Origin of the sequence: Chryseobacterium sp. BGARF1, from assembly GCF_001677955.1 — a bacterium.
In the GTDB taxonomy this organism is placed as follows: domain Bacteria; phylum Bacteroidota; class Bacteroidia; order Flavobacteriales; family Weeksellaceae; genus Chryseobacterium.
In genome coordinates this window covers 42229-64897 of the sequence record NZ_LELA01000033.1, presented here as the reverse complement: position 1 = coordinate 64897, position 22669 = coordinate 42229, and the positions used below count along the sequence as shown (strand labels likewise).

The 22669-nt window shown below is 33.9% G+C and carries 23 protein-coding genes; 13 read left to right on the top strand and 10 right to left on the bottom strand.

The genetic code is table 11. The features are described 5' to 3' along the window. Positions 1–12: 12 nt before the first annotated feature. The gene (locus AB671_RS05805) at positions 13–468 is read left to right on the top strand and encodes a hypothetical protein (protein WP_066674397.1); all 456 of its coding nucleotides are present in this window, start codon (positions 13–15) and stop codon (positions 466–468) included. 11 nt (positions 469–479) lie between these two features. On the opposite strand, the gene AB671_RS05800 is transcribed toward AB671_RS05805, so the two are convergent. From AB671_RS05800 to AB671_RS05790, 3 genes are read right to left on the bottom strand one after another with little or no spacing between them, the layout of a single operon-like run. Then, on the bottom strand, positions 480–722 hold the full coding sequence (locus tag AB671_RS05800) for a hypothetical protein (protein WP_157444144.1): 243 nt from the start codon (positions 720–722) through the stop codon (positions 480–482). A gap of 1 nt (position 723) precedes the next feature. Next, a complete protein-coding gene (locus AB671_RS05795) occupies positions 724–1266 on the bottom strand; it encodes a hypothetical protein (protein ID WP_157444143.1) in 543 nt (180 codons plus the stop codon). After that, a complete protein-coding gene (locus AB671_RS05790; RefSeq protein ID WP_157444142.1) occupies positions 1226–1522 on the bottom strand; it encodes a hypothetical protein in 297 nt (98 codons plus the stop codon). Before AB671_RS05790 ends, AB671_RS05795 begins: the two co-directional genes overlap by 41 nt. Before the next feature lie 247 nt (positions 1523–1769). Here AB671_RS05790 and AB671_RS22205 point away from each other — a divergent pair, with 247 nt between their 5' ends. The 7 genes from AB671_RS22205 to AB671_RS05755 all read left to right on the top strand — a co-directional run bounded on the left by AB671_RS22205 (position 1770) and on the right by AB671_RS05755 (position 5643). Further along, on the top strand, positions 1770–1937 hold the full coding sequence (locus tag AB671_RS22205; protein WP_157444141.1) for a hypothetical protein: 168 nt from the start codon (positions 1770–1772) through the stop codon (positions 1935–1937). Then, the gene (locus tag AB671_RS05785) at positions 1934–2461 is read left to right on the top strand and encodes a hypothetical protein (protein ID WP_066674405.1); all 528 of its coding nucleotides are present in this window, start codon (positions 1934–1936) and stop codon (positions 2459–2461) included. Before AB671_RS22205 ends, AB671_RS05785 begins: the two co-directional genes overlap by 4 nt. A gap of 282 nt (positions 2462–2743) precedes the next feature. Then, positions 2744–3187, top strand: coding sequence for a hypothetical protein (locus AB671_RS05775; protein WP_066674410.1), 444 nt, complete (start codon positions 2744–2746; stop codon positions 3185–3187). Between the two features lie 3 nt (positions 3188–3190). After that, entirely contained in the window at positions 3191–3727 is a 537-nt protein-coding gene (locus AB671_RS05770; protein ID WP_157444140.1) for a hypothetical protein, read from the top strand. Positions 3728–3769: 42 nt separating this feature from the next. After that, complete coding sequence (locus AB671_RS05765) at positions 3770–4348, top strand: hypothetical protein (protein WP_066674419.1); 579 nt, start codon at positions 3770–3772, stop codon at positions 4346–4348. Between the two features lie 102 nt (positions 4349–4450). Then, a complete protein-coding gene (locus tag AB671_RS05760; RefSeq protein ID WP_066674422.1) occupies positions 4451–5083 on the top strand; it encodes a DUF4760 domain-containing protein in 633 nt (210 codons plus the stop codon). Between the two features lie 251 nt (positions 5084–5334). Beyond that, the gene (locus AB671_RS05755; protein WP_066674428.1) at positions 5335–5643 is read left to right on the top strand and encodes a hypothetical protein; all 309 of its coding nucleotides are present in this window, start codon (positions 5335–5337) and stop codon (positions 5641–5643) included. A gap of 140 nt (positions 5644–5783) precedes the next feature. Here the strand turns inward: AB671_RS05755 and AB671_RS05750 are convergent, their stop codons facing one another. Then, a complete protein-coding gene (locus AB671_RS05750; protein WP_066674429.1) occupies positions 5784–7355 on the bottom strand; it encodes a recombinase family protein in 1572 nt (523 codons plus the stop codon). Positions 7356–7373: 18 nt separating this feature from the next. Then, the gene (locus AB671_RS22200) at positions 7374–7535 is read right to left on the bottom strand and encodes a DUF2624 family protein (protein ID WP_157444139.1); all 162 of its coding nucleotides are present in this window, start codon (positions 7533–7535) and stop codon (positions 7374–7376) included. 828 nt (positions 7536–8363) lie between these two features. Between AB671_RS22200 and mobC the strand changes: the two genes are divergently transcribed. Further along, positions 8364–10358, top strand: coding sequence for a conjugal transfer protein MobC (gene mobC / locus AB671_RS05745; RefSeq protein ID WP_066674430.1), 1995 nt, complete (start codon positions 8364–8366; stop codon positions 10356–10358). A 63-nt stretch (positions 10359–10421) separates the two neighbouring features. Here mobC and AB671_RS05740 read toward each other — a convergent pair whose 3' ends face one another. Both AB671_RS05740 and AB671_RS05735 read right to left on the bottom strand, forming a co-directional pair. Next, positions 10422–11267 carry an RteC domain-containing protein gene (locus AB671_RS05740; RefSeq protein ID WP_066674431.1) on the bottom strand — a complete coding sequence of 282 codons (846 nt, stop codon included), beginning with the start codon at positions 11265–11267 and terminating at the stop codon, positions 10422–10424. A gap of 46 nt (positions 11268–11313) precedes the next feature. Further along, a complete protein-coding gene (locus tag AB671_RS05735; RefSeq protein WP_066674434.1) occupies positions 11314–13026 on the bottom strand; it encodes a helix-turn-helix domain-containing protein in 1713 nt (570 codons plus the stop codon). Between the two features lie 276 nt (positions 13027–13302). Between AB671_RS05735 and AB671_RS05730 the strand changes: the two genes are divergently transcribed. Genes AB671_RS05730 through AB671_RS05720 form a run of 4 tightly spaced genes read left to right on the top strand, consistent with a single transcriptional unit; the run spans position 13303 to position 15560 of the window. Continuing rightward, positions 13303–13545, top strand: coding sequence for a hypothetical protein (locus AB671_RS05730; RefSeq protein ID WP_066674437.1), 243 nt, complete (start codon positions 13303–13305; stop codon positions 13543–13545). A gap of 10 nt (positions 13546–13555) precedes the next feature. Next, positions 13556–13720, top strand: coding sequence for a hypothetical protein (locus AB671_RS22455; RefSeq protein WP_164463443.1), 165 nt, complete (start codon positions 13556–13558; stop codon positions 13718–13720). A 25-nt stretch (positions 13721–13745) separates the two neighbouring features. After that, positions 13746–15263, top strand: a complete 1518-nt coding sequence (locus AB671_RS05725; RefSeq protein WP_066674440.1) for a MauE/DoxX family redox-associated membrane protein — start codon at positions 13746–13748, stop codon at positions 15261–15263. Between the two features lie 21 nt (positions 15264–15284). Next, positions 15285–15560 carry a DUF6520 family protein gene (locus AB671_RS05720; protein ID WP_066674442.1) on the top strand — a complete coding sequence of 92 codons (276 nt, stop codon included), beginning with the start codon at positions 15285–15287 and terminating at the stop codon, positions 15558–15560. A gap of 14 nt (positions 15561–15574) precedes the next feature. Here AB671_RS05720 and AB671_RS05715 read toward each other — a convergent pair whose 3' ends face one another. The 3 genes from AB671_RS05715 to AB671_RS05705 are packed head-to-tail and all read right to left on the bottom strand — an operon-like array spanning position 15575 to position 22477. Next, the gene (locus tag AB671_RS05715) at positions 15575–18067 is read right to left on the bottom strand and encodes an alpha/beta hydrolase family protein (RefSeq protein ID WP_066674445.1); all 2493 of its coding nucleotides are present in this window, start codon (positions 18065–18067) and stop codon (positions 15575–15577) included. Next, entirely contained in the window at positions 18067–19443 is a 1377-nt protein-coding gene (locus AB671_RS05710; RefSeq protein ID WP_066674449.1) for a RagB/SusD family nutrient uptake outer membrane protein, read from the bottom strand. Before AB671_RS05710 ends, AB671_RS05715 begins: the two co-directional genes overlap by 1 nt. A 40-nt stretch (positions 19444–19483) precedes the next feature. Then, positions 19484–22477 carry a SusC/RagA family TonB-linked outer membrane protein gene (locus AB671_RS05705; RefSeq protein ID WP_066674452.1) on the bottom strand — a complete coding sequence of 998 codons (2994 nt, stop codon included), beginning with the start codon at positions 22475–22477 and terminating at the stop codon, positions 19484–19486. Positions 22478–22669: the final 192 nt, after the last annotated feature.

Here is a 22669-nt window from a genome sequence, read left to right as displayed (position 1 = left end):
ATTGTAAAAATTATGGGTACTCAAGAAGAAGTAAGTCTTAGCGAATTGCTAAAAAAGATTGAAAAACATAGTTTAACAGCTTATGAAATAGCTAAAAACACAGGATTCTCTAGTGTTGGAATTCAGAAAATTATAGATGGGGATACTAAAAAACCATCTAGGAAAACGGTTTCTTCAATTTATGAGTATGTAAAAAATGAATATGAAGGTGGAAAAAGTTACACAACTGTTGTGGAAAATCAAAATAGCGATAACTTAAACGTTCAAAATTTTAAAAATCTACCCATAGGAGATCAAATGGTTCTTTTGCTTCATGAGGTAAATTCACTACGAAATCAACTTCATGAACAAACAAATATGTACAACCAAAATACAGCTAAAATAATCGAATTTGTCGAGGAGTATTTAAAGCCGGTATTCGATTACATGAAATTAAATACAATAGATAAAAAAAAGGAAATCAAATAATGATTTCCTTTTTAATTTAAATTTACTTTAACAATCATGATTCCTTTTCGAAATTTATCGATACATTCTTCAGTATCTATAGCTGCAAGAAAATTAAAATCAGACGATTCAAATTTAATAATTGATTTTTTCATTCTTTCCATTATCATAAGGTGATTGTCTATATACTCAATAAAATCAATTACCTGGGTCTGAAACAAACGCCTATTTTTTTCAAGCATTTTTTTCAATATCAAATATTCGGGATCATTCATATTAATTTTTTTCAAGTGTATTTTGTTTTTTTTTCAAACTTTCGTTCTCAATTACAAGTTTTGTGTATTCATTTCTAAAATCTTCAACCATCACCTCATTGGCGTTTTCTTCCAGTTTCAACCATTTCATATGAGTAAATACTAAAATGTAAGCAAAAGCTGATGCAGCAGATAACAAAAGCGCAAGCCAGCTATTTAATTTTAGAAATTTAACATCATATCCAAATATAGGAGAGTAATAAACGATCGCACTATAAAAAAATACCAATAGTGGATAAAATAATAGTTTTGGATTAATTTTAAAAAAATATGAAGTAATTATAAGTACGGGAGATAAATAAACCGATCCAATCCATATATTACTGCTGATTAATACACCTCGGCTATCAGTTAAAACATCAAGCTCAGGATATCTCCATACTAAAATCCGATCTAAACAAGGTAAAATGGTCGACACTATTATAAGTGTCGAACCAATAAAGGTTGAAATAGATTTTTTAATTCTACTTTCTTGGTGGTAAGTTTTTAGGATCTCCTCCTTCATTTGGATCTGGTTCTGGGTCTGTGCCAAAGTCTGGGTTTGTGCTATTCAAAGGTGAAGCATAAGGTGTAAAACCTTTGATTGTATCACTTTCAATTTTATTTTCTTGACCTTGGTCTCGGTTATTAATTTTTAGTTTTTTCACATCCAATTTCCTTGCAGATTCTGGATTTTCATTTAATTGCTCTTCCCTATCAGGCGAACAAGAAATTACACTCAAAGCGCAAATTGCGCCAATAAATAGTACTTTTGTTTTCATCGAATTATCAATTTTAAATTCGAACAAAAGTACTTATTTGCAAAAACATACGTGTAAAATTCGGCTGTAATATATAAATATTTCAAAAATAAAAGAATTATTCTTATCAAATATTTAAACTTTCCGTATTTTTACGGATACCCATAAATAGAATTAAACTTGTATTATTACATTTGCGATTACAAATATATAAATAAAATTAAACTAACGTATCATATACGTTGGAGAAAAAAAATAAAATCTTATTATGGACAATTCGGGACCGCTATTAGGAGCGTGGATATTTGGGTTAATTATCGGAAGTACAATTACTTATTACATTGTAAGAACCGCTATGAAAGATGCGCTAAAGCAAACTAACTACTATTTGGAAATTTTGGCTAAAAAAATAATTGACGAAAAAAACGAAAAATGAGAAAAATTTTATTTATTTTAACTAGTTTTACAATATTTACCATAGTAACGAGTTGTAATAAGGAGTCAGATAAATTACGTAATAAGATTAAGCAAAACACAGAAATCTTCTTAGCTTCAGAAATTTTAAAAGATAATGAATACGAAAGTATAGATAGCTTGAAATTTATCAAGACAGATACTATTTCAGAGCTTCATGAAGCTTTAATGTACGTTTCATACCTCACCAACCGAAGTAAACTCAACTTACGATTAGCTGAATTAAATGAAGGAAATGATAATATAAGCTCAAAAATTTCTTTAGACTCTTCAACGTACTATGCTCAAAAAGCAAGCGATATAATTAGAAATTTCGCTAAATATGATTCAATAAGACCTATTTATTTACAAACAATATTTTACACACAAATTCGATTAAAAAACGCTACAGTCGAAAAAGACACCCTCAAAGTCACTACCGATTTATCAGGAAATATTGTCCTTGCAAAAGAGGTTTTAAAGGGAGCGGAAAACAAATATAAATAATAAAATTTGTGCTTAAAACTTAATCTGAATAAGCTTTACAATAATAACAATTATACTAATGACTAAAGCAGAACAAGTTAAGTACATACTCCGCTTATTTGCTATGTGATTCAACTTTCTAGCTTCACCAATGGAAATTGACTCGATATCAATTCCGTAAAGAGGTTCAAAGTATTTAATAATCGATTTAATAACTTTCATAATATATAAACTATAACATTCATACAAAGATATGAAAACTACCAATCGTACGTACATAATACGTTGGAAATAAATTAAAATATGAAGAAATTCTTACTAATTACTACCCTGGCATTATCAGTTATATCAGTTTCAAGTTGTTCAAATAAAGAAGATGAAACAGAAGTATCGATGAATAATTTTGAAAATGCAGAATATGTCAAGTCTCAAATGCTTGGTAAGTGGAATTATTGGGGTCACAAATCACCATCTTGTAATTGTTGGTCATATAACGGAGATATATACAAGGGATATTACACTTTTACAACTGACAATAAATACTCATTCAAACACGAGGTCTCAAACGAATTACAAAATGGAACATATTCTATAACTCCTGCAACAAAAACAAACAACGCATATTTAACATTGACTTATCAGGTTTCAGGAGTGAATAAATACAGAACAATAATTTTAAAAGATCTCACAGGAAATCAAGCTATTGTTTTTGAAAGCGGTTATGATCAAAGATATGACAAAGAATAAAAAATGACGTTAATAATAATCTTTTCTATTATTATATCGATAGCGATTTTGTTCGTAGTAATTCGTTATGCATCTAGTAATTCATCTAATAATGAAATGGATATTAGAATCCAGAAAAGAGTAACTGAATTGAAAAATAATCATAATTCCAATAATCTAAATAATAAAGCAAAAAAGAAAGTTGTAACAAAAAAACAATTTTCAAAATCAATCGAGGATGATATTCAACTCCTTGATCAAAAAATAGCTGAACAAGAAAAGATAGGTAGGGAATTTCAAATCGCTTTTAACGACGTTACTTTAAAAATGAAAACAGCTAAGTCTCTAGAGAAATCAAATATCTATGCTGCTATCTCTTTATATGAGGAATGTTTATATGCTACAGTAGGAAATTTTTGCCCCGAAGAAAGACTTGTTATTCTTTACAGTAAAACCCTTCAGACAAGAGAAGAAATAAAAATGTGTAAAATTCTTATTCGAAAACAACCTCAGCAATATGTTAAATGGAAATCAAGATTAGATAAACTAACTACCAAGTAAAAATACTTTAAAAAGAATACGAAGGCTATAAAGACTGGTAATATGAAAACAAATATCTGCTTCTTAATTATACTGTTTCTAATATTTAGCTGCAAAACTAAAAAGGAAAGGCTAGAAAATCTAATCACGGACAATACGCGAACTTATATTAATGAAGAATTAAAAAACAGTAAGGATGGAGGTGAAATACAATCTATTAAATTTATAAATTCAGATAGTCTTACTGAGCTCGATGAGTCATTAATGTATCATGAACATCTAAAAAAAGACATAAATATTAATTTGGAAATAGTAAAGCTACAACAAGAAAAAGCTAATCTATATAAAAGTATAAATATGGGTGAAAAAGAAGACTCATATGTCTTTAAGGATGCCAAGGAGAAAAGCCAAATTCATCTTGATTCTGCTCAATACCTACTATTAAAAGTTCAAAAAATAACAGAAAGACTGCCAAAACTTGATACAATAAAACCAATCTATCTGTTAAATAAGGTGTTTGTAAAAATCAAGAAAAAAAATGCGACCATACAGGAAGATACTTTAAAAATTACTTCAGATTTAAACGGAAATCTTATTACCACTTCTGAAGCAATTAAAAGAGTAAGTAATAAATATAAATAGTCTTTAGCTAATTTTTCAATAAACCACTGCACCTACTACTCTATTACGGTAAACCTTATTTTATATTTAAAACAATTTTTTATATTTGCTGAAAACTAATACATGAAAGGCTTATTCAACAAGAAATATTCTATTAAATTGGTATGGATTCTATTAATAGGACTGGCAGTAATTTTCTGCTTTGTTTTTTTAGGTTTTCATTTTATTGCAAATTGGAGTTTTGCGTCTTCCCTGGACTACACCGCCAAAATCACTTTAGCAATGTTGGCGTTTTTAACTTTGATTTATCATATTCACAATCTTGAAAATCAAATTAGAACACAAGAAGAAAGCAACAAGCAGAATCTTTCTAAATATACGTATGATATTTGTGCAGACTTTAGAAGGCCAACAATGATGGAAATTAACGAACACCTTCGGTGTCTCATTCGTGACCAAAATGACAATTTACAATCTCAAAATATTTCAAAATTTTCATTATTTATTGACGATCCAAAGAATATTAAACAAAGGCAAGCATTAGCAATAACTCTTAATTATTTTGAAAGTATTTCTGCAATGGTTTTAGTGGGCGATCTTGATGATGAAATTGTAAAAAGGTTATTTGGCAAGCTATTTGGAAGATATTATGTGAAGCTTCAACATTATATTAATTTCAGGCAAGAAGAAGCTCCTAAAAGTTGGATAAACTTTGAAAAACTTGCAAAAAAATGGATTGATGATGAAAAATCCTAAATTTTTGTATATATTTGAGCATTCAAAAATATCATAAAAAAAGTAATAAAAAAGTTGTAACACAATTTAAATTAAATAGATATGACAAACACAATTAAAAGAGACTACGATGGTATCTAGTCTTAAAAAAGGCAAAACAATTATTAACAATATTTAAAACCTCCAACTAAGGAGGTTTTTTCTTTTATATATAGTTCCAACGTACATAAAACTTTTATTTATCTTTGTAAACTGATTACAGTTACAATTCAATGGAAGAAAAAAAGATTAATACCGGGAGATATAGCGAAAAAACAAAACGCCAAATTCAGGCAGAAAATATTCCTGAAGAATACCCTCACCACAGAAGATTCTTTGCTGCTGTATTTGATATTGTTGCTCGTCAATTAGAAACTGATTTTACTAATTTTTGTAAAGCAAATGGAATTGACGGGAGAAATCTAGAAAAGGTAATCAAAGAACCACATCGTAATATCAAGGTTGAATACTTTAGTATTTTGGTGAAGAAATATGGTTACTCCGCTAAATGGCTATTGACTGGGGAAGGAAAAATGAAGTAATGACCATTGTTTGAGCTTGTCACATCCGTGTAAGGAAAAGTGGAAAAATATATAAAAAAACAGGTAAAACAACCTATGTGTAAATTATAACAAATTGATTTACTGCACATTAAAGAATTAACTTACTCAACCTATTGGTCTCAAACACCAGTTCTTAGGAGTACCGGTTCGATCCCGGTCCTGGGTACAAGACCGGAAAGAGGTGATAATTCACTATTTTTCCGGTTTTTTTTAGTTCGTAACTCATTGTTAATCTGATAGATATAAGACATCAAAACGTTGGGTCTAATAGTTCGATAATGATTTTCAAAAAATTCCAATTTTTCAGGGAATATCGAACTAATTATTTGACGTTTTAATGTGATATCCCCACTACTAAAGACTTTAGCAAGATCTACAACGTTCGATAATGCATGGTCAAGTAGTTTCGGAAAATCTATTTTGTTTTTATCTTTTACTTTGGTCAGGTTGCTTTCTAACTTTTCAATTTTGTCCTTGCAATCAGTCTTAATTTCCAAGTATTCCTCATTATCAATCACATCTTCCAACAGTTTGTTTCTTGCCAACTTTAACCTGTTATTCAGCCCATCAATTTCAAGTAATATCTTTTTTCTTTGATGTTGAGGATTATCGATAAACTTCTCAAAATTTTGTTTCAAAACCCTTCTCAAATATTTTTTAATGGAATCCTTCATCTCTAATGCTTGCAGTAACTCCAAGAATTTATTGTTAATAATTTCTGCTTTATAACGATATCCGCATGGTGACTGACAATGGTAGTAATAATATTTCTTAGAGTGTCCTGTAGATGCACTACCGGTTATTAAATGACCACATTCCGGACATACTAGAAATCCTCTCAGGGGAAGATTATCGTCAGACAATACTTTTACATTGGGTCTTGCAAGGTTTGCATTGCCATCCATTATATTTTGAACCTTTTCGAATAATTCCTCATTGATCAAAGGTTCATGAATACTTGGAACAAAATGAGCCTCTTCGTCGTTGTATTGTTCTACATAAATTTTTCCACAATATGCAGTATTCCTTAAGCCGGCAAGAAAAGCACTGACTTTTACAGTTTTCCCTTCCCGTTTGTTCATCATATCCATGATCTGGCTGGCTGAGTAAACGCCTTTCGCCATTTCATTAAATGCCCATGTCATATTGGAAGCCTCAGGCTCTTTTTGAGTGACATACTTCTTCCCATTCTCAGTGATCTTATTGACATATCCATAGGGCGCCCTTCCCATCAATCTTCCTTCTTTTCTAGCACGACGCATTCCATAGTAGGTATTCAAGGCACGTCTGTCGTTTTCAACTTCCGGTGCAGCAAGATAGATTGCCAGCATCATCTTGTTCTCAGGAATTGAAAGATCCAAAGGTTGTTCAATGGCTTGCGGATCAACATTAAGCTTTTTCAGGATATTAATCATTTGATAGGCGTCGCCGGCGTTTCTGCTAAAACGATCCCATTTTGTGAATAGCAATAGATTTGTTCTGGAGCTCTTTTTCTTAAGCGTATCTAAGAGTTTGACCCACTCAGGCCTGTTGAAGGTCTTAGCTGAATAATCTTCATAAATGACCTGTCCGACATGGATACTATTATTTTCACAATAACGTCTCAATCGCTCCTCCTGATCTCTTTGAGAATACCCTTTATCTGCCTGCTCATCGGTTGAAACACGAATGTATAAATCAGCTTTTTTCATCTCTACAATCTTAAAATATTATTCATCTAAAAAACGCTTTACGGTAATTGTTAAAAGCATTTTTAGAAATTCTACAATTTGTTCCGCTTCCTGAATTGTCAATTCAACCCCCTCCTCTTCTTTAAATATTTTGATAACCTCATTAATGGTTATATTCTTAATTTCAATATTCTTTTCCATGACCGAAATTTTTTAAATAAAAATATTCGGCTTATCCAATTACGATTAATTAATGTATTTAAATGATACAGTTGGCCTAGATATGCTTTTACTCTTGAATTTCAAACTCGTACTTTTACAAGGCACTTTAAATCATTTACTCAAAAGATGCAGTTTCTGAAAGCAATAATCTCCCGCAAATGCATCAGTAGAGATTCTAACTTAATCTGTTATAATAACAATATATTGATTTCGTTAAAATTATTTTTATAGTGGCAACAAGAAATGTTGCGAAGAAATTCATCATTCTTAGATTCAACCAAATTACAAATAATCAATCGAATGCTAAAATTCTCATGACCTAATTTTTAAAATGTTGTTTTACTGATAGGTAGCAAAATTGTAAAGCGATGCTGAAATAATTAAATTTGATTCGCTTTTAAGCTATGATCATGCGTAACAAATCACTGGACTCTTCAATTATCCTTCTTTTTTTTCTCACTTTTCTGTTTTCACAATGATCAATTGAGAACTTTATGCTCAACATTTGTAATTTATTAGGTCAGTAAATCAGTTATGAAAAATGGCGCTCAACGTCAATAATTAGCCTCGTTATGCCACAAAAAACAGAATAAAAACTGCAGTTCTTCGATTTTAAAACTATCTAAAAAACTTTCTTTTTATGATTAAACAAAACACTTACTATTAAGGTTTTTTCTCAGACCGAAAAACTATGCCTTCGAATTTATTTCAGTGATTGAGCTGGAAAATGAGAGCCAACGAAAGACAATAGAAAAAAGCCTTCAGGCGACGGATTATTTTAGTGAACGATAATTAAAATATAGTGTTATGCAAGGTGAAGATGATTTAAGAGGTCTAGCTAAAATCATGGGGTTTATGAGGGCAGTTAGTATTATGCTAGTCTTAATGCATTTTTATTGGTTTTGCTATTCCTTTTTTCTTGAACGTGGATTGGTTTTAAATATACTTAATAGAATTCTATCAAATTTTCAAAAAAACGCAGGACTATTTTCTCATCCTTTATTTACAAAAGTTTTTTCACTCACTTTACTTGCTCTCAGTTGTTTGGGAACTAAAGGTGTTAAAAACGAAAAAATTACTTGGAGAAAGATTAATACTACGATGGTAGTTGGACTAATACTTTTCTTTTTTAATAATACATTATTAAATTCTCATGTTAGATATTCAATCCATTTCTACATATTAACGACTTCTGTCGGATATGTCTGTCTAATGGTTAGTGGTATTTGGATCAGCCGTCTTCTAAGAACAAATCTAATGAGAGATGTTTTCAATAATGAAAATGAAAGCTTTATGCAGGAAACAAAACTGATGAACAATGAGTATTCTGTGAATCTTCACACTAAATTTTACTACGAAGGAAAATGGAATAATGGTTTTATTAATGTAGTAAATCCCTTCCGAGCAACAATCGTTCTCGGAACACCCGGTTCAGGAAAATCTTATGCTGTGGTAAACAACTATATCAAACAGCATATTGAGAAAGGTTTTGCAATGTATATTTATGATTTTAAGTTTGACGACCTGTCAACCATCGCTTATAATCATCTTTTAAATAACTCCAAAGATTATCAGATCAAACCAAAATTCTATATTATCAATTTTGATGATCCCCGTAAAAGTCATCGCTGCAATCCTCTTAATCCCGATTTCATGACGGATATTTCGGATGCGTATGAGGCTGCTTATACAATCATGCTTAATCTCAACAGAAGCTGGATTCAGAAACAGGGAGACTTCTTCGTAGAAAGCCCCATCATTCTTTTAGCAGCTATCATTTGGTTTCTAAAAATATATGAACATGGTAAATATTGCACGTTTCCCCATGCAATAGAACTTCTTAATAAAAAATATGAAGATGTATTTACTATTTTAACCTCTTACTCAGAATTAGAAAACTACCTTTCTCCTTTTATGGATGCTTGGCAGGGAGGTGCACAAGATCAATTGCAGGGGCAAATCGCTTCTGCAAAAATTCCTTTATCAAGAATGATTTCTCCACAACTCTACTGGGTTATGACTGGAGATGATTTTTCTTTAGACATCAATAATCCCAAGGAACCAAAGATTTTATGCGTAGGAAATAATCCCGACCGTCAAAACATCTACTCTGCTGCTTTAGGTTTATACAACTCAAGAATTGTAAAACTTATTAATAAAAAAGGTCAGTTAAAAAGTTCTGTCATCATAGACGAATTACCTACAATATATTTTAGAGGTTTAGATAATTTAATCGCTACAGCACGAAGTAACAAAGTTTCTGTGTGTTTAGGATTTCAGGACTTTTCACAGCTAAGCAGAGATTATGGAGATAAAGAAAGTAAAGTAATTCAGAATACAGTAGGAAATATTTTTAGCGGACAGGTTGTTGGTGAAACGGCAAAAACTTTATCAGAAAGATTTGGCAAGGTCTTGCAGAAAAGGCAAAGTATATCTATAAACCGTAATGACACTTCAACTTCCATTTCTACCCAATTGGATAGCTTGATTCCAGCTTCAAAGATTTCAACATTAACTCAGGGATTTTTCGTAGGGGCTGTGTCTGATAATTTTGATGAAAGAATCGAACAGAAAATTTTTCATTCAGAAATTGTTGTAGATAACGCTAAAGTAGAAAATGAAATAAAAAATTATCTAAAAATTCCTGAAATTCTGTCTTTTCAAGATGAAAATGGGAATGACTGCATGAAAAAAGTAATAGATGATAATTACAAAAAAGTAAAAGCCGATATTCTAAGTATCATCGTTTGTGAAATGGACCGAATTAAAAACGATCCTACTTTGCAGCATTTAGTAAAATGACTGCTAAATTTAGTATAAAGGTCTCATCGGTATATTAATCTCTGAGACCTTTAAGAATCTAAACTATTCATTATCTATATTGATAAAATGTTGATTCAAATTATCATTTATTAATTGAAGAAACTTAGTTGGTCCTTGTTTTCTGTTCTTGATTTCAAAAATAGTTTTATGAAAATTGCCCAGATCCATATCAAAAGATTTTTCCACAAATTTAATAACTTCACTGAGCTCAATATTTCCTCCATTAAAACATTTCATCTTGTACAAGGCATAGGTCAGTTCAATGAGTCCCACTTTTGAAGCAGACCAGTTTAATGGAGATACAATTTTAGTTGCAGAATTCTCAGAAAGATTTTCAATTTGAATCTTGAGGTATTGATCTAACTGCTCATAAGCAACAAATTGAGATATAATCTGATCGTGAGAGGTTGTGAAATTGTTGTCAAAATTGTATAACCCCAAAGATAATTTCATCTTTAAATCATACGAATTTCGCACAAACACTTTATGATCTAAATATGTTGCATCCCTGGTGAAATAACTGTAAAACTCTGAATGATTTGAGTAAAATACTTTAAGTTTTTCCTGTTCTGCTTCGTAGTACTTTTTCAATATTTTATTTCCCGCTTTTGGTTTTTGTGATTCTATTTCCAGTACTGATGAATAGTAAATATATTTAGATATAAAAGTAGGTTTTAGTTTTTTGAAAAAGTATACTTCTTCGGCTACACTTTCAAACTCGTGCGGAATGATCATCTCTTTTAATTTTCGAACAAATTCATCGATGATGCCTAATGAGATTTCTGAAATCCTTATTATATTATCAGAGTCGTCATTAACTTCGTTGATTTTAAGTTCTAAATTTTCGAGAAGCTGTGTAGTTTTTCTAAAAATTGTTTTTGTCTCCATGTCCTTTTTTTAGGAATTTACAAAAATTCCTCTATCAAAGACTTATTTACGACAACCCGAGCTCTTTTTTCCTGTTTTTGATATAATCAGTCGGACGAATTCCATTGATTTCAAAAAACAGATTTGAGAAATTCTGTCTTGCTGCAATTCCGCATTCTTCAGCTAATGCTTCAATCGTGTAATTCAAAAATTTATGATTGGTATTAAGAAGGTTTGTGATATAATTGATTCTCAATTCTGCCATGTACTTATTAAAATTCATACCCTTATTTTCATTGATATAAACCGACAGATAATGAGAATTGGTTCCCAGTTTTACAGCAATACTTTTTTGAGTTAAACCTTTCTTTTTAAACTGCAGTTCATCTTCAAACTTCTTCAGCTTATCTCTTATTTCCAATGTCATTTGAGGGCTGATGGATGTTTTTCTTAGATACCCTTCAGGATCTTCCTCCACAATATCCTTCACCACATCCTTCAAGTAATAGGTTCCGTCAGCAATCCTTTTTTGAAGAGTTTCATATTTTCTTTTAATCTTCCGGTCTCTGAAAAAGCGTACAGTGAAAAAAATGATTATTATAAAACCAGAAAATATAAGAATCTGTGCTATCATTATTTTTTTATTTCCGGATCTCAAAATTTGCTCTTTCTCATCGATCAAAGTTCTTCTGTCATAATCTTTATGAAGTGTAGATGAGAGGTAAGAAAAATCTTTCGTTAAAAGACTATCCGCTCTGAGCAGTTGATTGGTATAATATAATTGCTTTTGGATATCTTTATTTTTGTAATATCCGATGAGATAACTATAACTTGTCACTACTTCGGGCAGTATGACCTGATGTTTATGGAAAATTGAATCAATTTCGCGGTAATTAAGTATCGCATGATCAGAATCATTTTGCGCTTCATTTATTTTACCTAAGTAGTAATAAACAACCGAAGACCATGCAAAATCTTTTCTTTTCAGCAATATAGGAAGAGCCTCATTGAGGGATCTTTCTGACTTTTCATAATCTTTATTCTGAAATTCAACAATGCCCATACATTTCAAAAAATAGCTATTTTCCAAACTGAAGTCTTTGTTGTTTTTAGTCATTTCATATCCAATTTTACTTAAGCTGTCACTCTTTTCAAAATTTTTCAGATATCTGTTTATAACTGTCGTTTGATGAAGGCTGTTCAGATACGCCCTTTTGTAATTGAACTTTTCATTGGCATGCAAGTTTTCTGCGTGATCTGAACTGTAGAAAGTGAGGCACTCCTTAAAATGCTCCAGTGCTTCGTCGTAATATCCTAAGTGCGCTTTTACAATGCCCAGATGGTAAATTACTTTATAATTGTTATACTGATCTTCTGATCCCTTTGAATATTTATAGGCCTTTAGATATTCATCTAAAGCCAACTTATATTTTTTCTGATAGAAGTAATATATAATTCCCTTACTCAAATAATCTTTACTAATATCATCGGAAGATCCATGTTTTAAACTGACTTGAATAGCACTATCAGCGTACTTCATCTTGTTTTGAAGATCAAACTGCCTTGCATCACGATAGCCCTGAATCAATTTGCGGAAATTTTTCTCTTTTATTGCTTTTTGAATATAATGTCTTACCTGCGGCATTGCATCAATGTCGTCGATAGCCATTTTTTCATAGCCTTTTCTGATTTCCCTGTAAGTGTTTTCTTCTTTTTGCTGCGAAAATAGTAGATGTGATAGAAGAGAAAACAGAACGAGAAAGCAACTGTACTTTTTCATATGCTTATTTTAAGAACCTCACCATTTCAAAAATAGACATTTTGTGTTTAAATAAATCAGGTTGTGGAGAAATGAAGATCCTCAAACACCCAAACCTCACATTTTACTGATTGATAAGCATCCACGGTGTTTTTGTGCTTGTATCAATTTTAAAATTGAGACGTCTCAATTTTAAAATCGCACCTCAGAACAGTTTTTTTTTGGTCGCCAGCCCTATAATTTTGACATCAGAATTCTAATATAATCCGGCCGGGATAACCAAATTAAATTATTAAAATGAAAAAGTTTATCCCAATTTTAAGCTTAGTGACATGTACAGTTTTTCTACAAAACTGTGTTCAGCGAGATGAAGACGTGACTTCAGATCGTGTAACATCAGAAATTGTAAGTAATAACGCTACGATGCGAAATGATTCTGCAAGATCTGGACAAATCTTAGATCCCGATCCGCCTGATGAACCCGATGAACCTGTAAGAGATGGTGACAATTGGCGGCAGATAAATAAAAATAACAAATAAAATATGACCTATGATTCCTCATACCTACATATCAATTGCCACAGGCTTACCATGTCCGGCGAGCGGCATTTGGGAAAGTATGGGGAATTTTAAAACTACAATTACCATTATGAAAGGAGAAGTAATGCCTGCATACTGTGGAAGAAAAACCTGTTGGAAACTGTTGCTTTCCTAAATGCTAATCCATAACATATGAAAACATGAAAAAATCAACTCGTTTTATCGTAACCGGAATCTCCTACTTTTTTATTCTTTTGTTTATTTATGCAAGTATAAGTAAAATGATGGATTTTGAGAATTTCCAGGTTCAGATCGGACAGTCACCATTGTTAAGTGCTTATGCAGGATTTGTATCATATGCAGTAATTATTGCAGAACTGCTCATCGTACTGATGCTGATTTTTCCGAAAACATTTCTCTTGGGATTACATTCATCAACCGCATTGATGACAGCGTTTACGGTCTACATCTATTTAATTTTAAATTATAGTGATTTCGTTCCCTGTTCATGCGGAGGTATTTTGGAAAAGCTGGGATGGACAGAACACCTTATTTTTAATATCAGTGCTGTAGTGCTGGGAATTGTAGCTGTCTTTTTATATACAAAGAAAGAATATCCACGTAAAACTGTTATTCTATCACTCGTAACTTCCAATATTCTAAGTGCTGTCCTTATTCTTTTTTTATTTTTAAGATCAGACTATGTGATTAAGAAGGAAAATAATTTTACACGAAGGTTTTTAATGCATCCTGTTCTAAAAACAAAAAGTATTGCTCTCGAAAACAACACGTACTATTTTGCAGGATCTGATAATCAAAAGGTATATCTTGGAAACAGAACCATGCCACAAAATCTACTGACTGTTGACTCATCGCTTAAAAAACGTCCCAATTTAAAAATGGATCTGGATCTTAAAAAATATCCATATAGAAAGATTGAGGTTAAAGTCTATGGTAACAATTATTTTATATACGACGGTACAGTGCCTGTAATATCAAGAGGGCAGTTAGGCCGTCCTGAAACGGAAGTCATCAGTTATAAGGATGCTTTTTTCAGTCAGATAGAAATTATCAACAGTAACAGAATGGCAATCAGAGCACTGTCATCAACAACTAAAAATCTTACACTTGGTGTATTGAAGATTGGAAGAAATGGGAAAAATGAGGTGCAGTTATTTCCACAACTTCTGGAAAAACAATCAGATGGGGTATTTGATTCGGACGGTTATCTTTCTTCAAATCCAAAATCAGCTCAAGTGACTTACATCCATGCATACCGTAATCAGTTTCTGGTGATGGATTCCACAATGGAACTTCAACGGAGGTTATCAACTATTGATACAACAACTATTGCCCAGATCAAGGTAACTCCCCTATCCGATGGAAGATTTAAAATGTCTAAACCAGCATTGCTTGTCAATGGGAATGCGAAAATTTTCAACGGACTTTTATTTAATCCTGCCTACTTAAGAGGCCAGCATGAACACGTCAAAAGATGGAAGGAAAGCAGAACAATTGATGTTTACAACATCAATAAGCAGGAATATATCGGAAGTATTTACATTGATCATTACAAAGATTCAGAGATGTCAGATTTTACAGTTACCGATAAGCACTTATACGTCATTGCCGGAAATCAGCTCATTCAGTACCGCCTGACAAATTCTTTGATAAAATATTTTAAAAACGGGGTAGCCGAAAACCGTATCCAAGAGTAGGCACAATCAAATTTCTTTATTATGAAAAAATTTCTTTTTCCTGTTGTCCTAGTATTAGTGGGCACAGGGTCAGCACTTGCTACCAACCTAGCAAAAAAGAGTAACAAAGCTTTAGTACCTGCTTACAGAATTGTGAGCGTAGGAGGAGGACAGTTCCAATGTCAAAATGCTGAGCAACAGTGTAGTGATGTTAATACTGGCATTGTCTGTAAATGGGAAGTTGATGGTACTACTGACCTTCATAGTGAAGGGTCCGGTACTATGTGTGGAAGTGAACTTTATCAGATTCCACAATAGAAAGATGAGGGACGCTATTGAGCGTCCCTTTTCATTTCCTGACTAATCCAGTCAATATTTTCCTCTTTTTTTAAAAAATAATTCCACCAATCCATTACCTTATTATTAAGGTCTTTGATTTCCTCAGAATCATCCTTTAAAGAGTGCTCCTGCTTATCATACAGTAAAGCCACAGCCATCTTATCATTTCGCAACAATCCCATAAAGAAACTCATAGGCTGATCCAAAGGAGTATTAGTATCCTTTTTTCCTGCCCATATCAAGACCGGTGCACTCACATTTTCAACATAATTAATCGGATTGTTATGGAAATACAGGTCTTTATTAGCAGCATATGGAAATGCCATTTCAAACTGACCGTTTTCAAACCGCATATAGTTGGCAACATTAAAAAAATCGCTGAACGAAAAGTAAAAATGAGGAATATCCCCCAATGAGGAACCTGAAACGTATGCTGCAAAGCGTTTGGAATGTGTTGCAATGAAATTGGTTTCGTATCCTCCTAAAGAATGACCGGTCAACCCTAAACGGGATGCATCCACATTTCGATGATTTACAATTTCATCCAAACCGCTGTTCACACAATCCAGAGCAGATATACCTGTTCCTCTTTTATCGTATACGATATCAGGCTGAAAAACAAAGTAGCCGTTCTCCAAAAGGATACGTTTGTTAAAACCAGTATTACCCCAGTCAGGGTAAATGTACTTATCCGCACTTCCGGAAAGTAAACTGTAAATATAAACGACGACAGGATATTTTTTTGAGGGATCAAAATCTACAGGATAAGTAAGAATTCCTTTTAAAGAAGTTCCTGCGCTATTTTTATAAGATAGAATATCCTGTTTGATAAGCTTTGCTTTTTGATCATGCAAATTTGTACGGTACAATAATTTTTTTTCGGGATCACCTTTTTCACTTAAATACAAACTAGCGGGTACATTAAAATTTTCCTCTACAGTAAATATTTTGTTTTTCTTTTTGTAATATTTAAAGTCTTTTATTCTGTTGGGAGCATAAGGAATTATATTCTTTATCATTCCGTTCAGAAATGTGAAATAGCCGTTATCATTATGATCTGTTCTTTTTACTTGTAATATTAAAGGTTTCGTTGCATCGGCACTTCTTTCGACAAATTTAAAATTACTTAAATGATAGATCATGTTTCCGAGTAAATTATGAAAGGTCACTTTTGAATTTTTTGAAACAATAATTTTTTTTGAACTGCCTTTTATCAGATCATATCTGAACAACCCGTCTGCACATTCAAATAAGGCTGCCTGATCAGACATCATCACAGGATTGCTAAGCTTTTCAGTAGTCTCAATGTCTTTTGTCTTATTAAGAAAATGGTCATATAAGATCCACATTTTTTTGTCAATACGGTATGCAAGTGTAAATCTGCGGTTCTCACTCATGACCAATTCTTCGACATTGTCAAAGATACGTTCAGCCTTATCACTATGTGTATCATATCTGAATACATTAAAACTCCGATACCCTGTGTAGGTGAATTCTTCGTCCGTATGATATGCCCAAAGGTAGCGGGCATCGTTCATCCCGATATAATCAGAAAAACGATCTGCCGGTATTTCTATGATCTCATCTTTTGAAATGTTCCAGTGTAAGTACCGATGATGCTTTGTTCCGTCTTTTTTGTCCCGTAGCCGTTTATCTCCACTATACCATACCTCAACCATTTTATCTTTCTGTGGTTGCTGGATATGCTGAAAATCAATCAGGAACTTATCTGAATCATGAACCTCAGATATTTTAACTGATTCAAATCCACCGGAACTTATTTCCTTCTTCTTAAAGAAATAATTATCGGATGTTCGGATTAAAGAAATACTTAATTCTAAATCATCTGCTTTCCGATATTCTTCTGTCAATGAAATGAACTTTTTTGATGGCAGGTACTTTATTGATTTAATACCATTGCTCGTTGTATGTATCGTTTTTACAGTTTTACCATTCCATACAGCAATTTCAGAGGTGCTACCATTTTTATAAACCAGATATACTCTGCCGTCCCCATCCGAAATAAGATCCTGCACTCCTTTTGAAGAATGCAGAAGTTTTCCCTTATAGTCATAGATATTGATACTTTTAGCATAATCAAGGAGAACCACCTGTTTTGATACTGACAGAATTTCTCCACTAATTATTTGATCAAACTTCTTGCTCTTTTTTGACGGCAGCTCTATCAGTTCTGCTGTATTGTTACCTACGGCAAATAAAAGAGTGTTATTCAGAAATGTTACTTTGCTTTTTTTTAGCAGAGTATCTACAATCTTTTTCTCTGATTTTGTATCAAAAATCAGAATTGTATCTGAATTCTTCCTGTAATATTTCGTTACTGAGGCAAACCGTTGATCAACTGTTACCTGCAAGCCACCTATTGCTGTTGAAAAACGAGACATCCATTGATCCATTTCGGCATCAGTTTTCTGTGCTTTGATCAGGATACCTGAGAAAAGCCATAATAAAAGACAAACGGTTCTCATTAGTATCCTGTATTTTGAGGGTTCATATTGGAGTTCATTAACAGTTCCTTCTGCGGCAGAGGCCAAACTTTATGAAAGTCCTTCCAATTTGGCTTAGTCGTTTGCAAAATATTCAACTGCCCCGCTCTTTTCAGATCTATAAACCGGTGACCCATTTCCGTAAAAAACTCTTTTCTGTTTTCTTTCAGAATTTCATCTAGGAGAATGTTCTGTGAAACTGAACTTGTCAAAAGGGGTTGAACTGCCCTCTGTCTTATAGGATTGATGTAAGGAAGCGCTTCCGCAGTCTTATTTTGTTTAGCCAAAGATTCAGCTAAAAGAAGATAAGCCTCTTCCAGTCGGAAAACGATAGAGTTTTCCGTTGTATTAGCAGATCTTGCTTTATATTTTTCTGCACGATACCAGGTCGTTCCTGCTACGGTAACAGGTGCCATCCAATACTGTTTACGAAGATCACCTGTCTGGAATGAACTGACAAGAGATGGAGACAGGGACATAGAAGAAGGTGCAACATTGGCAAAATAATAGAGGGTAGCTTCTCTGACAGGATCACCACTGTTCTTTGGTTTGAGTTGCCAGATTATGTGAGTTCCTGATTTTAGAAAAACTTTTGTAATATCATTCTGAAATTGGTACAGAGGACTTTGAATGACTGCTTTTAAAGTAGTTTCAGCTTCAGCATATTTTGATCTTTGCATCTGAACTTTTGCAAGCATCAGTTGAGCCGTTTTTTTATTAATGAAAATCCTTTCTGCAGAACGGTATTGATCCGGTAACAGTTCCACTGCTTCTTTAAGGTCTGATTCAATTCGCTGTAAAACCTCCTCAGAATTTGTCTTCGCAATGGATTGATTGATCTGATAATTAGTGGTAACGGGATACGGGATATCACCATAAATTTGCTGCAGATAAAAAAAGAGCAAAGAACGGATGGTCAAAGCTTCCCCTGTCATTCTGTTTTTTTCAGCAGCTGCTATAGAACTGGAGCTATCAAGTCCTTCGATAATGGAATTGCTTACATATATTTTCTGATAGGCTGCAGACCATATTGAGCTTACGAATTGATTGGTGTCTATCAATGTGTTGTTAGAAATCTCGGGAAGCCCGTTGGTTGCGTTGACTGCGTAGTACGTCAGATCATCGGTGTAAAGACTCAGAATTCTGCCGCTCTGATCTCCTGCAATCGGGGAAGCCTCCCAAAGTCCGGCATACAATCCCGAAAGTACTGAATTAGCGGTTTGGGCATCCTGAAACACTGTTTCAGACAGCATCTGATTTTCCGGAAGCTCAACTTCCAGCATTTTTTCGCACGACATCAGTATAGTCAGGACGCAAAGCACTGCTATTGCTGTTATTTTATTAATATTTGTTGTCATTTTCTTTTTGTTTTAATAATTCAAATTCAAGATCATTTAATTAAAGGGTCAGCTGTACTCCCAATGAGTAAGTCCGTAGAGGTGGTAAGAAACCTACGGATGTAAATTCAGGATCAATTCCAAAATATTTCGTCCATGTCAGAAGATTCTGTCCCTGAAAGTAGACTTTAGCTTCCCGAAATACTGATGAGCGCATAGGAATGGTATAATTAATCTGAACATTTTTCAAGCGTATAAACGATCCGTCAGATACACTGGCTGTACTGGTCTGAAAAAGAATGTTAGAAGATGAATTCACAGATCGGTACGGCATATAAAGTCCGTTTGGATTTTGAGGAGACCAAACATTGAGCGCTTCCACTGGAAGATTGGTCATAATACCCGTTGATGATATAATTGAGTTGTAATTTCGGCTCTGTTGTTTTACAAACTGCAAAAGGAAAGATAAGTTCCAGTTTCTGTATCTCAGTTCATTGTTGAATCCTCCAAAAAACCGTTGACCTATATTTTCCACAATCTGGCGATCGTCCGATGATGAGATTCTTCCGTCACCATTGAAATCCGTAAAGCTGTATAATCCTGTAGCGGGATTTACACCCGTTAATTGATACAGTTTAATGATTGAAATGGGTTCTCCAACAATATAGTTGTTGGCATAGGTAGAACCTTCAAGATCTGGAAATGAAATCAGTTTGTTCTGAGGAAATGTTATATTAAAAGAACTGTTCCACGAGAAGTTTTCAGATTTCAGAACATCTGCCCTCAATTCAAATTCAAAGCCTGTATTCTGAATAACCGCATCCAAGTTCGCTAAAACCGAACTGAACCCTGTAACTGCAGGAAGCTGGTAGCCTACCAACTGATTTCCGGAGCGGTTTCTGTAATATGCCGCCGTAAGGTTCAGTCTGTTTTTGAACAATCCCAGTTCAAGAGCCGCTTCCATTTTCACTGTTCTTTCCCAACTGAAATCAGGATTGAATAATTTGGTTGGGCTGAGTCCTGATGTTCCGTTATAAATCAGTGTTGATGTTGCGAATGTATTCAGATACTGATAATCTCCGATATTATCACTACCTGAGGAACCAAAACTTCCTCGCAGTTTTCCGAAACTCAACCATGAACTATCTTTCAAGAAATTCTCTTCTGAAAACAGCCATGCTGCTCCTACCGCACCGAAATTGGCAAACTTGTTATTGCTTCCGAATCTGCTGCTTCCATCCCGTCTACCGGTAATGTTGACAATATATTTTTTATCAAACTGATAATTAACCCTTCCGAAAAATGCTGCATATCGGTATTCTGTGGTGATATGATCCAGAATGACCTTGGTCTGTGCCGCTCCGATATTATTGATAAAGGCATTGCTTTCATAACCGGTTCCCTGAATAGCACCTGATCCGTTGGTATCTCTCTGATAAGTTCCTCCCACCAAAATATCCAGCTGATGTTTTCCTTTTTTAAACAGCCAGGTGATCTGTGGTTCGACGACCATAGAAAAACGGTTCATGTTGCTTTTGGAAGACTGTGAATTAAGCGAAGTTGCTCCTGTGGAAGGATTAAAGGCTGTACTTGGGCGTAAAGACCATTCTTCAAGGGTATTATAGTTAAATCCTCCATTAACCTTAATCCTGACATTTTCAAATGCTTCATATTCCGCACTCATATTATTCATCAACTGAAGATTATCATTGGAATATGAATTCTCATAAGCGGCAACGGGATTGGTAAACGTATTGTTTTCCCAATTCAGATTTCCATTGGCATCATATAAGGCGGGTGCATTAGGAGAAAGACTGTACGCATTCCTTGTGATATCAGAATTGATCAGATTATTATCTAAAGATGAAAATAAACTGGATGAATTAAAACTGAATTTTCTGTCCTGAGAGCGGTGGCTGATATTTCCGGAAACCGTATTGGTTCTGTACCTGAAATCCTGACCGAATACAGTAGTCTGTTCCATGTGTCCTAAACTTACCAGAAAACTTGTGGTTTCACTTCCTCCGCTTAATGAAAGCTGTGTGTTGGACAGAGTGGCAAAATTACCGATCAGTTCTTTCCTCCAGTCAGTATAACGGTTGCTGTCCCAAACACCGTTCACATCATAGGCATTGGCAGGATACACAGAAATATTGTCATTGGCAAAAGCCTGTTTTCTCATGGCAATATACTGTTCTGTGTTCATCATCTTGAGGTTGGATAAAGTCTGACTCAGAGCATAAGAAGAATTCAGGGAAAGTTTAACATTTCCTCTCTTTCCTCTTTTGGTGGTAATGAGTACTACTCCATTTGCTCCACGCGAACCGTAGATGGCGGTGGCATCAGCATCCTTGAGAATTTCAAAACTTTCAATATCGTTGGGGCTGATTGCATTTAAAGGATTGATATCGGCATTCGGTAAAATTCCGGCTCCATATCTTGAGGTAACACTTCCTCCAATCGGAACACCATCCACTATATATAGGGGTTGGTTTCCGTCGGTATCCGAATTCGCACGTGTGCGAAGACTGTTTCTGCCTCGTATCTGAATATCAAAACCTGCTCCGGGAGTTCCTGAGTTTTGGGTAATGCTTACTCCTGCCATTCGACCCTGGGCACTGGCAAGTACATTGGTAACAGGCTGATTTTCTATATCTTTTGCTGAAACTTTGGCGATACTACCGGTTCTTTCTTTATCTCGAACCTTGTAGTAGCCTGCGTTGAGAATAACTTCTTCGATTCCCTTTACTTTTTGTTCTAAGCTGACATTTACGACGGTCTGATTATTTGCTGTAATTTTTACTTCTGCATAATCAGGATGTCTGAACAATAGGATGGGATTTTCTGTATTAACCTCCAGTCGGTAGGTTCCGTTATTGCCGGTAAGTGTTACCTGATCACTGCCTTCCTGAGAGATTACAACTCCTGCAAGGGGTTTATCTGATGAAGTGACCGTACCGGAAATGGCGCGTTTTTGAGCCTGTATATTGATGCTTACTGTTGTCAGCATAAGGCCAAAGAAAATACCTCCTATATTGTAATAGGATTTTTTCATAGATTTGTAAAGGTTTTTAATTTAATTAAATAACTGATTTCAGCTCTTTCCCTATGTCGTCAAACTGTATGGGAAGGGGCTTTTTCTTTTTTTTCTTCTGATTTTAATTTTGCTGTTGTTGATTCACGTGGATAATGTAAAGACTTTCCTGATGCCCTTCGGTATGAAAAAGGACTGGTGAGGTTCTGCAAG